The following is a 13,694-nucleotide window of genomic DNA, read 5'->3' on the forward strand; positions in this document are numbered from 1 at the left end:
CTCCCGCAATTTCGCCCTCCGGTCGGTTACGGAGGACGGTTCCGATCCAGCAATTGTCAATTGCTCCTCTTCCCGCCGGTAGTGTAAAGCGGCACATCGGTACCAGCTTTCGGTGCCGTTCGCCCGGGAACTCGTTGATGACACTGTGGTTTGTGTTCGCGCTGATGACGGTCGCGGCGATCTTCGCCGTGCTTTGGCCGCTTGGTCGCGCGACGCCTGCGACATCCGGCGGCAGCGAGGCCAATGTCTACAAGGACCAACTCGCCGAGATCGAGCGCGATCTCGCCTCCGGCTTGATCGGGGCATCGGAAGCCGAAGCGGCGCGGGTCGAGATCGGCCGACGCTTGCTTGCCGCCGTGGATAGCGAGGCCGCGGCGGCGCCGAAAGCCAACCTGCCGCTGCGGCGCTCGGCCGCCGTGGCCGCGCTGGTCGGACTGCCGGTGATGGCGGCGGCGTTCTATCTTGCCCTGGGCTCGCCACAGCTCGGCGATTTTCCGCTCGCCGCGCGCAGCCGCATGGCAGACGTCAATCAGCCGCTCGCCAATCTGGTGGCGCAGGTGGAAGCGCATCTTGAGAAGAATCCGACCGATGGACGCGGCTGGAACGTGCTGGCGCCGGTGCTCTCCAGGCTCGGCCGTTACGACGACGCGGTGCGCGCCTATCGCAATTCGATCACCTATAACGGCGACAGTTCGGAACGCCGCGCCGATCTTGGCGAAGCGCTGACCGGTGTGGCCGGTGGTGTCGTCACCGCGGAGGCCAAGGCCGAATTCGAACGCGCCGTGGCGCAAAATGCCGACGATCCCAAGGCGAACTACTTCCTCGGGCTCGCCGCCGAGCAGGACGGCCGCAAGGCCGACGCAGCTTCGATCTGGCGCGGGATGCTCGCCAAGGCGCCGGCGGATGCGCCGTGGCGGTCGCTGGTGCAGGCCTCGCTGACGCGGGTCGGCGGCGGTGTCGTCGCGCCAGCGCTGTCAGACGAGACCATGGCCGCGGCCAAGGACATGGGCGCGGACGACCGTTCCGCGATGATCCGCGGCATGGTCGACCGGCTCGCCACGCGCCTGAAGCAGGACGGCAACGATGTCGAGGGATGGCTGCGGCTGGTGCGGGCCTATATGGTGATGGGCGAGCGCGACAAGGCGGTTGCCGCGCTCACCGATGCCCGCCAGGCGGTTGCCAATGATGCCGAACGCTTGCGCCAGCTCAATGAAGGCCTGAAGAATCTCGGGCTGGATGGATGACATGCGCACAGACAGGACCATAGGGAACCATGACGCGTAAGCAGCGGCGTTTGGTGATGATCGGCGGCTCGCTGGCGGTGCTCGCAGTGGCGGCTGCGCTGGTGCTCAGCGCCTTGCGCGATTCCATTGTGTTCTTCTCCACGCCCTCGATGGTTGCCGAAAAGCACATCTCCGCCGGGAAGCGGTTCCGCCTCGGCGGCCTTGTGCAGCCCGGCTCGCTCAAGCGCGGCGACAACCTCGCGGTGACGTTTGAGGTCGCCGACGGGAGCGCCACGCTGCCGGTTGCCTACAAGGGAATTCTGCCGGACCTGTTCCGCGAAGGGCAGGGCGTCGTCGCCGAGGGCGCGCTCGATCAATCCGGCGTGTTCCGCGCCGACACCGTGCTCGCAAAGCATGACGAGACCTACATGCCCAAGGAGGTCGCCGACGCCCTGAAGAAGCAGGGCCACTGGAAGGACGATTACGGCAAGCCCAGCGCCTCGGCCGAGACGCAGCCGGTGCAGGGGGCGATGCGTTGATCGCGGAAGCCGGACATTACGCGCTGGTGCTGGCGCTCGGGCTGGCGCTGATCCAGTCGGTCGTGCCGATGCTTGGGGCCCGCTGGGGCGATGTCGCGCTGATGAACGTCGCGCGCTCCACGGCGCTCGCGCAGCTCCTGTTCGTTGGCGCCTCGTTCATGGCGCTGGTGACGCTGCACGTGACCTCGGATTTCTCCGTCGCCAACGTGTTCGAGAACTCGCACTCGATGAAGCCGCTGATCTACAAGATCACCGGCGTCTGGGGTAACCACGAGGGATCGATGCTGCTCTGGGTGTCGATCCTGGCGCTGTTCGGCGGCCTCGTCGCCGCCTTCGGCAACAACCTGCCGCTGACGCTGCGCGCGCATGTGCTCGCCGTGCAGGCCTGGATCGCGAGCGCCTTCTATCTCTTCATCCTGCTCACCTCGAATCCGTTCCTGCGCATCGCCAATCCGCCGATCGAGGGCAGGGATCTGAACCCGGTGCTGCAGGATATCGGCCTCGCCGTGCATCCGCCGATGCTCTATCTCGGCTATGTCGGCTTCTCGATTTCGTTCTCCTTCGCGGTCGCCGCCCTGATCGAGGGCCGCATCGATGCCGCCTGGGCGCGCTGGGTGCGGCCGTGGACGCTGCTGGCCTGGATATTCCTCACGCTCGGTATCGCGATGGGCTCGTACTGGGCCTATTACGAGCTCGGCTGGGGCGGCTGGTGGTTCTGGGATCCCGTCGAGAACGCCTCGCTGATGCCCTGGCTCGCCGGCACGGCGCTATTGCATTCGGCGGTCGTGATGGAGAAGCGGAACGCGCTAAAGGTCTGGACCATCCTGCTGTCGATCCTGACCTTCTCGCTGTCCTTGCTCGGCACTTTCCTGGTGCGCTCCGGCGTCCTGACCTCGGTGCACGCATTTGCGACCGATCCGGCGCGCGGCGTGTTCATCCTCTTGATCCTCTGCCTTTTCATCGGCGGCAGCCTGTCGCTTTATGCGGCCCGGGCGGCGTCCTTGAAGCAGGGCGGCCTGTTCGCGCCGATCTCGCGCGAGGGTGCGCTGGTGCTCAATAACCTGTTCCTGACCACGGCCTGCGCGACCGTGTTCATCGGCACGCTCTATCCGCTGGCGCTCGAGGTCCTGACCGGCGACAAGATCTCGGTCGGCGCGCCGTTCTTCAACCTGACCTTCGGGCCGCTGTTCGTGCCGTTGATGATCGCCGTGCCGTTCGGCCCCTTGCTGGCCTGGAAGCGCGGCGACCTGCTTGGCGCCGCCCAGCGCCTGACCGCGGCCGGCATCGCCGCGCTGATTGCGATCGCGGTGCTGTGGTCCTGGACGCATGGCGGCAGCACCTTTGCGCCGCTCGCGATCGGGCTTGCGGTATTCGTCGTCGCCGGCGCGCTCACCGACCTCGCCGAGCGCATCGGACTGTTCCGGCTTCCGTTCGGCACCTCCGTGCAGCGGGCGCGCGGCCTGCCGCGCGCGGCCTGGGGCACGGCGTTCGCCCATGCCGGCGTCGGGATCGCCCTGATCGGGATCGTCTGCGAGACCACCTGGAACAGCGAATATATCGGCACCATGAAGCCGGGCGATTCCGCGAAAGTCGCCGGCTACGAATTGAAGCTCGACGATCTCGGCCAGCGCCAGGGGCCGAATTTCCGCGAAATGGTGGCGAGGTTCACGGTCGGCCTCGACGGCAAGACCCTCAGCGTCATGACCCCGTCGAAGCGCAATTTCACCACGCGTGGCGCGTCCACCACCGAGGCCGCGCTGCTGACGCGCGGGGTGAGCCAGCTCTATATCTCGCTCGGCGATATCGCCGCCGATGGCGGCATAGCCGTGCGCATCTATCACAAGCCCATGGTGCTCTTGATCTGGTTCGGCCCGGTGCTGATGGCCTTTGGCGGCTTCTTGTCGCTGTCCGACCGGCGCCTGCGCGTCGGCGCGCCGAAGCCGGCGAAGGCCGCGCGCGCATTGCAGGCGGCGGAGTGATGCGGAGGGCGCTTGCCGCTTGTGCGCTGGCGGTTGCCGTGTCGCTCGGCGCACCGGCGGCGTTTGCTGTGCAGCCCGACGAGATCATGGTCGATCCCGCCAAGGAAGCCCGGGCGCGGGAGCTGTCGCGCGAGCTGCGCTGCATGGTGTGCCAGAACCAGTCGATCGACGATTCCGAGGCGCCGCTGGCGCGCGACCTGCGCATCCTGGTCCGCGAGCGGATCGCGGCCGGCGACAGCGACCGGCAGGTGATTGATTTCCTGGTGGCGCGCTACGGCGAATTCGTCCTGCTCAAGCCGCGCTTCAATCCGCATACGCTGCTGCTTTGGTTGGTGCCGCCGCTGGTACTGGTCGGAGGCGGCGTGGCGCTTTGGCGGCTTGGCCGCCGCCGGCCAGCCGCCCCGGCGGCCGCCACAACCGACGCCCATCTCACTCCTGAAGAGGAGAGCCGGCTGGCTGCGCTGATGTCGGAGGAAGCGCCGGAGGAAAGGCGGACCTGACCTGCGTACTGTTACGTAGGTCCATACGCTTCGGCTTCTGCCGCAGCATTCATCTAATCTTGACCTTTTGTGCGGAACTTGGCCTCGCCCCTTCGTCCAGAGCATGACCTGCGAAGATCGTGTTCACAAAGAGATAGAGCGTGATGATGCTTCGTCATAACGCTCTTGAGCAAGCCGATGTTTTCCAACAGCAATTTGACTATCCGCTTCCTCGTCGCATCCGTCGTCATTGCGCTTCTGGTGCTGCTTGGGATCGGCGGCGGCACGGGCTTCATCGCCGTGCTCTACCTCAACAACGAGATCACGGCGCTTGCCGCTGAGTTCAAATCGCTGAGCGGCCCGGGCCGCGAGCACGCCATGCAGATCTATCAGGAAGCGCAGACCGCGTTCTCCTACTTCCTGATCGCCTGCGGTGCGATCGCCATGATCGCGCTTACGGTTTGCCTGACGACCTATTTCGCGGTTCGGGACGGCGTCATGCGGCCGCTGGCTGGCATGGTGCATGCGATGCGCGAGGTGGCCGAGCAGAAGTACGAGACGCCGATTCCGGGCCTCGGCAGGAGCAATGAAATCGGACTGCTCGCGGGCGCGCTCGAAGTGTTCAAGACCAACGGGATCGAACGCCAGCGGCTAACCGACCAGGAACTGCGCGACGCCCACAACCAGCGCGAGCGTACCCGCTACCTCGACGAGAAGATCCGCGACTTCAACGGCCTCGTCGCCAATGTCGTCGGCAGCGTCGCGGCATCGGCCGTTCGCCTCAGGGGTAACGCCGAAACGCTGTCGCGTGCCGCCAACGAGACCAGCCAGAAGGCGAGCGCGGTTGCCAGCGCCGCCGGCCAGGCCAGCACCAGCGTCCAGACGGTGGCGACTTCCACGGAGCAGATGACGACCTCGATCGCGGCGATCAGCCAGCGCGTCACCGACGCCACCCAGCGCGCCGAGGGCGCGGTGGCGCAGGCGCGCCAGAGCGCCGACACCATCCACGCGCTCTCGGACGCGGCCGAGAAGATCGGGGCCGTCGTGCAGTTGATCCAGACGGTTGCCTCGCAGACCAACCTGTTGGCGCTCAACGCCACCATCGAAGCCGCGCGCGCCGGCGAGGCCGGCAAGGGATTTGCGGTGGTCGCCTCCGAGGTGAAGAACCTCGCGAGCCAGACCAGCAAGGCGACCGAAGAGATCTCGCAGCAGGTCGCGAGCATCCAGGCAATCACGGCGGAAACGCGCGGCGCCATCGACGGGATCTCGAACACGATCGCCGAAATCAGCTCGATCATGTCGGGCATCGACGTCGACACTGCACGCCAGCGCAACGCCACCCAGGACATCTCCAGGAACGTCCAGGACGCGGCGAGGGGAACCATGGACGTGACCAACCACATCGTCCAGATCACCACCACCTCGTCCGACACCGGCCGCATGGCCGGCGAGGCCAAGGATTCCGCGGTCGACCTGTCGCAGCAGGCGGATATCCTCAAGCGCGAAGTCGAGGGTTTCATTGCCAGCGTCAGGGCGGTCTGACCGCTCGCGATTTTGCGACCCCGGAACCCTCCGGGCGGAGTTAGCCGCAAGCGCTGCAGCTCGCGGCTAACTCATTGGCGAAGCTGCGATATTCTGCCGCACCCGGTCTCGTCTCTATTACAAAAGTTTAATTCCGCAGCCAGCGCGCCGTAAGGCTGACGCCCCCATGTTTAAACACGTCCGGTGCTTGCCCCCGCACCTTTCGAATTCTGGCTCTTGGAGATTTTTAGAATGACCGAACGACCCACCGATCTTTCGTCTCTGCCGTCTTACGGCGCGCCGCGGCGTTCGCTGTTCTCGGCCCGCAGATTTGCGTTGATGGCTTCGGTCGTCGCCGGCCTCGGCGTCGCCGCCTATGGCTTGAGCCCGCAGCACAGGCCGAGCGATCTGTTCGCCAGCCCGGCGCAGGCGCAGGTCAACAACGAGGTCCGCAAGGTTCAGCAGCCGGTCGGCTTTGCCGACATTGTCGAGCGCGTGAAGCCGTCGGTGATCTCGGTCAAGGTCAATATCGGCGAGAAGCTCGCCAAGGACGACAGCAATGAGGACTCGCCGTTCCCGCCGGGTTCGCCGATGGAGCGTTTCTTCCGTCGCTTCGGTGGACAGGATGGGCTCCCCCCGGGCATGCGCGGCGGACCGCGTGGCCGTGGTATCGTGACCGGCCAGGGTTCGGGTTTCTTCATTTCGGCTGACGGCTTTGCCGTGACCAACAACCACGTCGTTGACGGCGCTGATAAGGTCGAGGTCACGACCGATGACGGCAAGACGTATTCGGCCAAGGTGATCGGCACCGATCCGCGTACCGACCTCGCGCTGATCAAGGTCGAGGGTGGTTCCAACTTCCCGTTCGCCAAGCTGTCCGACACCAAGCCGCGGATCGGCGATTGGGTGTTGGCGGTCGGCAACCCCTTCGGGCTCGGCGGCACGGTCACCGCCGGTATCGTCTCGGCCTCCGGCCGCGACATCGGCAACGGCCCGTACGACGATTTCATCCAGATCGACGCGCCCGTGAACAAGGGCAACTCCGGTGGCCCGGCGTTCGACGTGTCCGGTGAGGTGATGGGCGTCAACACCGCGATCTATTCGCCCTCCGGCGGCAGCGTCGGCATCGCCTTCTCGATCCCGGCCGCGACGGTGAAGAACGTGGTCGCTCAGCTCAAGGACAAGGGCACGGTCAGCCGCGGCTGGATCGGCGTCCAGATCCAGCCGGTGACCTCCGACATCGCCGACAGCCTCGGCATGAAGAAGGCCGAAGGCGCGCTGGTGGCGGAGCCCCAGGCCAACGGTCCGGCGGCCAAGGCCGGCATCGAGTCCGGCGACGTCATCACCGCCGTCAACGGCGAAACGGTCAAGGATGCGCGCGAGCTCGCCCGCACCATCGGCGGCCTGGCGCCCGGCAATGCGGTGAAGCTCAACGTCCTGCACAAGGGCCAGGAGAAGACCGTCAACCTCACGCTCGGCCAGTTGCCGAACACGGTTGAGGCCAAGGCCGATAACGACAACAGCGATCGCGGCTCTTCCTCCCGCGGCACCGACGTGCCGAAGCTCGGCCTGACGGTGGCCCCCGCCAACAGCGTGGCCGGCGCCGGCAAGGACGGCGTCGTGGTGACCGAGGTCGACCCGAAGAGCGCTGCGGCCGAGCGCGGCTTCAAGGAAGGCGATGTCATTCTTGAAGTCGCCGGCAAGAACGTCACCAGCGCCGGTGATGTGCGCGATGCGATCACCTCCGCACGGAACGACAACAAGAACAGCGTTTTGATGCGTGTAAAGAGCGGCGGTTCGTCGCGCTTTGTGGCAGTGCCGCTGGCGAAGGGTTAAATAAGAGATGGAAGGCGTCGCCGGCAATCGTCGCCCCCGCCGACGGCCCTTCCTGGGGAGCGAGCCGCAATGCTCGCCCCCTCTTGCTACCTTCCGGTGGAATGCGCCCCCCTCCGTCGGAAGGCCTAGGGCGGTGAAGTCCCCCAGCTTCACCGCCCACTCTTTCCCCTCCAGCATGATCCGGAAAAGCGGAAGCCGGTTTTCCGGAAGGATCATGCAAATCAACGCGAACGCGCGCGGCCGTCTTGCATGTGCAGGGCGGCCGCGCCATGCTGAGAGGAAACCAATCCCGTGACCGCCACCGCACCTTTAGCTGCACCCCAGATGCGCCTCCTGATCATCGAAGACGATCGCGAATCCGCCGACTATCTCGTCAAGGCGTTCCGCGAAGTCGGCTATATCGCCGACCTCGCCGACGACGGCGAGGAGGGCCTGTCGATGGCCGAAAGCGGCGACTATGACGTCCTCGTCGTCGACCGCATGCTGCCGAAGCGGGACGGCCTGTCCCTGATCGGAACGCTGCGCGAGAAGGGGAACCGCACGCCGGTGTTGATCCTCTCCGCGCTCGGCCAGGTCGACGACCGCATCAAGGGCCTGCGCGCCGGCGGCGACGACTACCTGCCGAAACCCTATTCATTCGCCGAACTGCTGGCGCGCGTCGAAGTGCTGTCGCGCCGCAATGTCGGCCCGGCGGAAGAGACGGTCTATCGGGTCGGCGATCTCGAGCTCGACCGCCTGTCGCACCGCGTCGCCCGCGGCAAGGACGAGCTGACGCTGCAGCCGCGCGAGTTCCGCCTGCTCGAATATCTGATGAAGCATGCAGGCCAGGTGGTGACGCGCACCATGCTGCTCGAGAATGTCTGGGACTATCACTTCGATCCGCAGACCAACGTCATCGACGTACACATCTCGCGCCTGCGCTCCAAGATCGACAAGGGTTTTGAGCGGCCGTTGCTGCACACGATCCGCGGCGCGGGGTACATGATCCGCGATGGGATACGGTAGCTGACTGCGAAAACATAGTTGCATCGGCGCTGGACCAGGAGGTCGCAAGTGGCAAAGAAGCTACCGCCGATGCACCCCGGGGAAGTGCTCCGGGAGGAGTTTCTTGTTCCGCTCTCACTGTCGGCCGGAGCGCTCGCGAAAGTTTGCGGCGTCCCGCGCACCAGAATTGAGCGGATCGCGAATGAGGAAACTGCAATAACGACGGACACTGCACTGCGGCTATCGAAGGCGTTGAATACGTCCGCTCAACTTTGGCTCAACCTGCAGAATGCGTACGACGTTCGAACGGCTGAGCTTGGGATTGGCCGTGAGTTGGACAAGATCAAGCCGATCGTTACGGCAGCTTGAATGTGAGCGCCCGCTCCATGGCGCTTTGCGGCGACCCGAAAATCGACGATTGCCACCATGAACGCATTGTCACTTCTGGCGGTCGGATCGCCCATGTTAGATTGCGAGCATCAGACAGCAACGCGCGGCAGCAACAGCTTGGGTAGCATCATCCGTGACGGCATTCGGTAAACTGATCCGCACCACGGCGTTCCGGCTGACGCTGGTCTATCTGTTCTTGTTCGCGCTGTTCGCCGCTTCGCTGCTCGGCTATTTCGCGTGGAATACGCGCCGCCTGATCACCGAGCAGATCACCTCCACCGTCAATGCTGAGGTCGGCGAGGTCACCGAGATCTACAACCGGCGCGGCCTGCGCGGCCTCGCACTCACCATCGGCAACCGGGCGCTGCGGCCGGGCGCCAACCTCTATCTCGTGACCGCACCGAACGGGCAGGCGATCGCCGGCAATGTCGGCTCGTTGGCGCCGGGCGTGATGGGAATGGAGGGCTGGACCGAGACGGCCTATCGGCGGCTCGACGACAACGACAACACCGATCACCGCGCGCTGGTGCGCGTCACGGAGATGACCAACGGTTTCCGGCTGCTGATCGGACGAGATCTTGAGGAGCGGCGGCGGCTGTTCGGCATCGTCGCCAAAGCCGCGCAATGGTCGATTCTGGTCGTGGTCGTGCTCGGCATCGGCGGCGGCATCTTCGTCGCGCGGCGGGTGCTGCAGCGGATCGATGCCATGACCGGCACCGCGCAGCGCATCATGGCCGGCGATCTCTCCGACCGCCTGCCGGTCGGCCGCAGCGGCGATGAGCTCGACCGTCTCGCCGAGAACCTCAACGCCATGCTGGAGCGCATCGAGGCGCTGATGACGGGGCTGAAGGAGGTCTCCGACAACATCGCCCACGACCTCAAGACGCCGCTGACGCGCCTTCGCAACCGCGCCGAGGAGGCATTGGCGCGCGCCAGGAGCGAGGCGGATTACCGGGCGGCGCTGGAGCGCACCATTGAGGAATCCGATGGCCTGATCCGCACCTTCAATGCACTCTTGATGATCGCACGGGCGGAGTCCGGGCAGGCGCGCGGCAACATGGATGATTTCGATGCGGCCGACGTCGCCGCCGGCATCCATGAGCTCTACGAGCCGCTCGCCGAGGACGACGGCATGAGCCTGCATGTGAAGACCGCACCCAGTGCGATGCATGGCAACCGTGAATTGATCAGCCAGGCGCTCGCCAACCTCGTCGAGAACGCGATCAAGTATGGCAAGCCGGTGGTGCAGCCGATCGACCCGGAGGCGGCCGCCGCAGCCAAGGAAATCCTGATCGAGGCGCGGCGCGAGGCCGACTCCGTGCTGCTCAGTGTCACCGACCACGGTCCCGGCATTCCCGAGGCCGACCGCAAGCACGCAGTCGAACGATTCGTCCGGCTCGAGGCGAGCCGCACGTTGCCGGGTTCCGGGCTCGGGCTGAGCCTGGTCGCGGCGGTCGCGACACTGCACGGCGGCGAGCTCAGGCTCGGCGACGCCCGTCCCGGCCTGGTCGCGACGCTGGTGCTTCCGGCGCGGGCCGGCGCAGCCGACAGGCTTGCGGCCCAAACGCAGGATGTGCCACAGAAGGCGGCATGAATGCTTCCGCGCCGGGCTCCGCGGGACATCGTCTGGCCGCGCGGTTCGCGGACGGACCGTATGTGTCCGCGCCCATCCAAGCCGAACAGCGCCTGACAGACTGGCTCGCCGAACTCGAGCCGGCGCAATCGGCTGCGCTCGCCGAACTGCTCGGCTATCCCTTCGCCAGGCGCATCCTGCTCGGTATTGCGGAATGCTCGCCGTTCCTGTTCGAGCTCGTGCGCGTCGATCCGGCGCGGCTGATCCGGCTGCTCTCCTGCGACCCGGAGCCGCATCTGGCCGGCCTGATCGAAAAGACCTCGCACGACGTGTTCGCCGCCTCGGGCGAGGCCGAGGTGATGCAACTGCTCCGCCGCATGAAGGCGGAGGCGGCGCTCGTGATCGCGCTTTGCGACATCGGCGGCGTCTGGCCGGTCACACGGGTCACCGCCGCGCTGACCGCCCTTGCGGTCGCCTCCGTGCAGTCGGCGCTGCGCTACCTGCTGCGTCAGGAGATGGCGCGCGGCCGCCTCCGTGCGCCCGACGCCGACCATCCCGAAGAGGGCAGCGGGCTGATCGTGCTTGCGATGGGCAAGATGGGCGCAGGCGAACTGAACTATTCCAGCGATATCGATCTCATCGTCTTCTACGATCCGGCCGCGACCTCGCTGGCCGACGACATCGAGCCGCAGCCGTTCTTCGTCCGCGTCACGCAATCGATGGCGCGCATGCTGCAGCAGCGCTCCGGCGATGGCTATGTGTTCCGCGTCGACCTGCGGCTGCGGCCTGATCCGGCGTCGACGCAGGTCGCGATCTCGACCGATTCGGCGCTGAACTATTACGAGCGGGAAGGGCGGACCTGGGAACGCGCCGCGATGATCAAGGCGCGCCCCTGCGCTGGCGACAGCAAGGCGGGCGAGGTGCTGGTTGCGGAAATCGCCCCCTTCGTCTGGCGCAAGCATCTCGACTTCGCCGCGCTTGCCGATGTCCACGACATGAAGCGGCAGATGCAGACCTACCGCGGCCAGAGCGAGATCGCGGTCGAGGGCCACAACGTCAAGGTCGGCCGCGGCGGCATCCGCGAGATCGAGTTCTTTGCCCAGACCCAGCAGTTGATCGCGGGCGGACGGCATCCGGAATTGCGGGTGCGGCCGACGCTCGAGGCGCTTACCATGCTCGCCTCCAGCAACTGGATCACCTTTGAGGCGCGCGACGAACTCGCTGCGGCCTATCAGTTCCTGCGCCGTGTCGAGCATCGCTTGCAGATGATCGCCGACGAGCAGACGCACACGTTGCCGGAGGATCCCGCGGCGATCGAGCGCTTCGCTCATTTCCTCGGTTATACGAGCAGGGCCACGTTTGCGATGGAATTGCTCGCGCATCTCAACATCGTGCAGGGCCACTACGCCAAGCTGTTCGAGGGCGACGAGCCGACCGGCACGGCAAAGCTGCCGAAGGCGAACTACGGCGCCGGCCCTGAAGACCAGCGGCTGCTCGAGCATCTCGTCAGTCTCGGCTTCGAGAAGCCGGTTGCGGTCGCAAAGACCGTGCAGCAATGGATCGAAGGCGACTATCGCGCGCTGCGCGTGGAGGCGACGCGCAACGCTTTCCTCGAGTTCATTCCGGGCCTGATCGACGGCCTCGCGCATGCCGAGGAGCCGGACGCCGCGGTTGTGGCGTTCGACCGTTTCCTCGGGGCGTTGCAGCGGGGCGGGCGGCTGATCACGCTGCTCAGCCAGAACCGCGACCTGGTCGCGCTGGTGGCGCTGATCCTCGGCGCCGCGCCGCGGCTCGGCGACATGCTGGCGCGGCAGCCGCAGATCATGGACGGGCTGATCGATCCGCGCTTCTTCGGCGCGATGCCGGACCGGCGCGAATTGTCGGAGCGGCTCGCGATCACGCTCAAGGACGCCGGTTCCTACGAGGACTTCCTCGATCGCCTGCGGCTGTTCGGCCAGGAAAGCTTGTTCCTGATCGGCACGCGGATCCTCTCCGGCACGGTGTCGGCGCAGCAGGCGAGCGTCGCCTTTGCCGACGTCGCGGAAGGCATCGTGCACACCGTGCATGGCCTTGTCACCGACCAGTTCGCCACGCAATACGGCCGCATCAACGATCAGGAGACCGCGATTCTCGCCATGGGCAGGCTCGGCAGCCGCGAGATGACAGCGTCCTCCGACCTCGACCTGATCCTGCTCTACGACTACGACCACGAGCAGCCGGACTCCGACGGCGCCCGCGCGCTGCACGGCGCGCAGTATTTTGCCCGCTTCACCCAGCGCCTGATCTCCGCCTTCACGACACGGACCAATTACGGCGTGCTCTACGAGGTCGACATGCGGTTGCGCCCGTCAGGCCGCGCCGGCCCGCTGGCGTCACGGCTCGATTCATTCGCCGAGTATCAGGAGCGCGAGGCCTGGACCTGGGAGCACATGGCGCTGACGCGCGCGCGCGTGATCTCGTCATCGCCGGCGTTCCGCGAGAAGATCGAAGACATCATCCGTCGCGTGCTGACGCGCAAGCGCGATGCGGCCGCGACCGCCAACGACGTCGTCGAGATGCGGCGCGCGATCGCGCTCGAGAAGGGCGAGGACGACATCTGGGACCTGAAGCTCGCCGCAGGCGGCCTCGTCGACATCGATTTCATCGCGCAATATCTGCAGCTCGTGCACGCTGCCGAGAAGCCCGACATCCTCAGCGTTTCCACATTGCAGGTGCTCGACAACGCCGCAAAGCTCGGCGTGCTCGGGCAGTCGGAGGCCGAAGTGCTGCGCTCGGCCGCGCGGCTCTATCATGACCTGACGCAGATCTTGCGGCTTTGCGTGACCGGCAAATTCAATCCCGAAACCGCCGGTGACGATCTGCTACGCGTGATGGCGCGGGCAGGCGACACGCCGGATTTCTCCGCCCTCGAAGCCGGCGTGCGCGAGACGCAAGGTGAGGTCCGCCGCGTGTTCAACGCGCTGGTTGGCGGACGTTAGGCGCAGCGCCGATCGCCATAAATTCGGTGTCGTCCCGGGCTTGACCCGGGACCCCATAACCACAGGCGTTTGTAATGTGCTCCGCCACAACCGCTTGCTCGCGCCACAACGCGATCCTGTGGTTGATGGGGTGGACGGCCCCCTACGGCATCAGTTGTGCCAGAATGAGGTTGTCGAAATCTCAAACGAGGG

The 13,694-nt window shown here is 66.0% G+C and carries 10 protein-coding genes; all 10 read left to right on the forward strand.

Going from position 1 to position 13,694, the window contains the following annotated elements; translation table 11 throughout:
• Positions 1 to 137 precede the first annotated feature (137 nt).
• The 10 genes from ccmI to AAFX91_RS15750 all read left to right on the forward strand — a co-directional run bounded on the left by ccmI (position 138) and on the right by AAFX91_RS15750 (position 13,502).
• Entirely contained in the window at positions 138 to 1,244 is a 1,107-nt protein-coding gene (gene ccmI, locus AAFX91_RS15705) for a c-type cytochrome biogenesis protein CcmI (protein WP_394567052.1), read from the forward strand.
• Between the two features lie 29 nt (positions 1,245 to 1,273).
• Positions 1,274 to 1,762 (forward strand): cytochrome c maturation protein CcmE, encoded by a 489-nt coding sequence (gene ccmE / locus AAFX91_RS15710; protein ID WP_130582456.1) that lies wholly within the window; start codon positions 1,274 to 1,276, stop codon positions 1,760 to 1,762.
• Positions 1,759 to 3,741, forward strand: a complete 1,983-nt coding sequence (locus AAFX91_RS15715; RefSeq protein WP_394567053.1) for a heme lyase CcmF/NrfE family subunit — start codon at positions 1,759 to 1,761, stop codon at positions 3,739 to 3,741. The genes ccmE and AAFX91_RS15715 overlap by 4 nt, the downstream gene beginning before the upstream one ends.
• Positions 3,741 to 4,241 (forward strand): cytochrome c-type biogenesis protein, encoded by a 501-nt coding sequence (locus AAFX91_RS15720; RefSeq protein WP_394567054.1) that lies wholly within the window; start codon positions 3,741 to 3,743, stop codon positions 4,239 to 4,241. The genes AAFX91_RS15715 and AAFX91_RS15720 overlap by 1 nt, the downstream gene beginning before the upstream one ends.
• Before the next feature lie 177 nt (positions 4,242 to 4,418).
• Positions 4,419 to 5,762, forward strand: a complete 1,344-nt coding sequence (locus tag AAFX91_RS15725) for a methyl-accepting chemotaxis protein (protein WP_130582459.1) — start codon at positions 4,419 to 4,421, stop codon at positions 5,760 to 5,762.
• 231 nt (positions 5,763 to 5,993) lie between these two features.
• On the forward strand, positions 5,994 to 7,577 hold the full coding sequence (locus tag AAFX91_RS15730; RefSeq protein WP_394567055.1) for a Do family serine endopeptidase: 1,584 nt from the start codon (positions 5,994 to 5,996) through the stop codon (positions 7,575 to 7,577).
• Between the two features lie 324 nt (positions 7,578 to 7,901).
• Positions 7,902 to 8,582, forward strand: a complete 681-nt coding sequence (locus AAFX91_RS15735) for a response regulator transcription factor (RefSeq protein WP_027581499.1) — start codon at positions 7,902 to 7,904, stop codon at positions 8,580 to 8,582.
• Between the two features lie 48 nt (positions 8,583 to 8,630).
• Positions 8,631 to 8,930 (forward strand): HigA family addiction module antitoxin, encoded by a 300-nt coding sequence (locus tag AAFX91_RS15740; RefSeq protein WP_394567056.1) that lies wholly within the window; start codon positions 8,631 to 8,633, stop codon positions 8,928 to 8,930.
• Between the two features lie 154 nt (positions 8,931 to 9,084).
• Positions 9,085 to 10,545 carry an ATP-binding protein gene (locus AAFX91_RS15745; protein WP_394567057.1) on the forward strand — a complete coding sequence of 487 codons (1,461 nt, stop codon included), beginning with the start codon at positions 9,085 to 9,087 and terminating at the stop codon, positions 10,543 to 10,545.
• Complete coding sequence (locus AAFX91_RS15750; RefSeq protein WP_394567058.1) at positions 10,542 to 13,502, forward strand: bifunctional [glutamine synthetase] adenylyltransferase/[glutamine synthetase]-adenylyl-L-tyrosine phosphorylase; 2,961 nt, start codon at positions 10,542 to 10,544, stop codon at positions 13,500 to 13,502. The genes AAFX91_RS15745 and AAFX91_RS15750 overlap by 4 nt, the downstream gene beginning before the upstream one ends.
• The last annotated feature ends 192 nt before the right edge of the window (positions 13,503 to 13,694 follow it).

This window comes from Bradyrhizobium sp. 31Argb, assembly GCF_043638955.1.
Classification (GTDB): Bacteria; Pseudomonadota; Alphaproteobacteria; order Rhizobiales; family Xanthobacteraceae; genus Bradyrhizobium.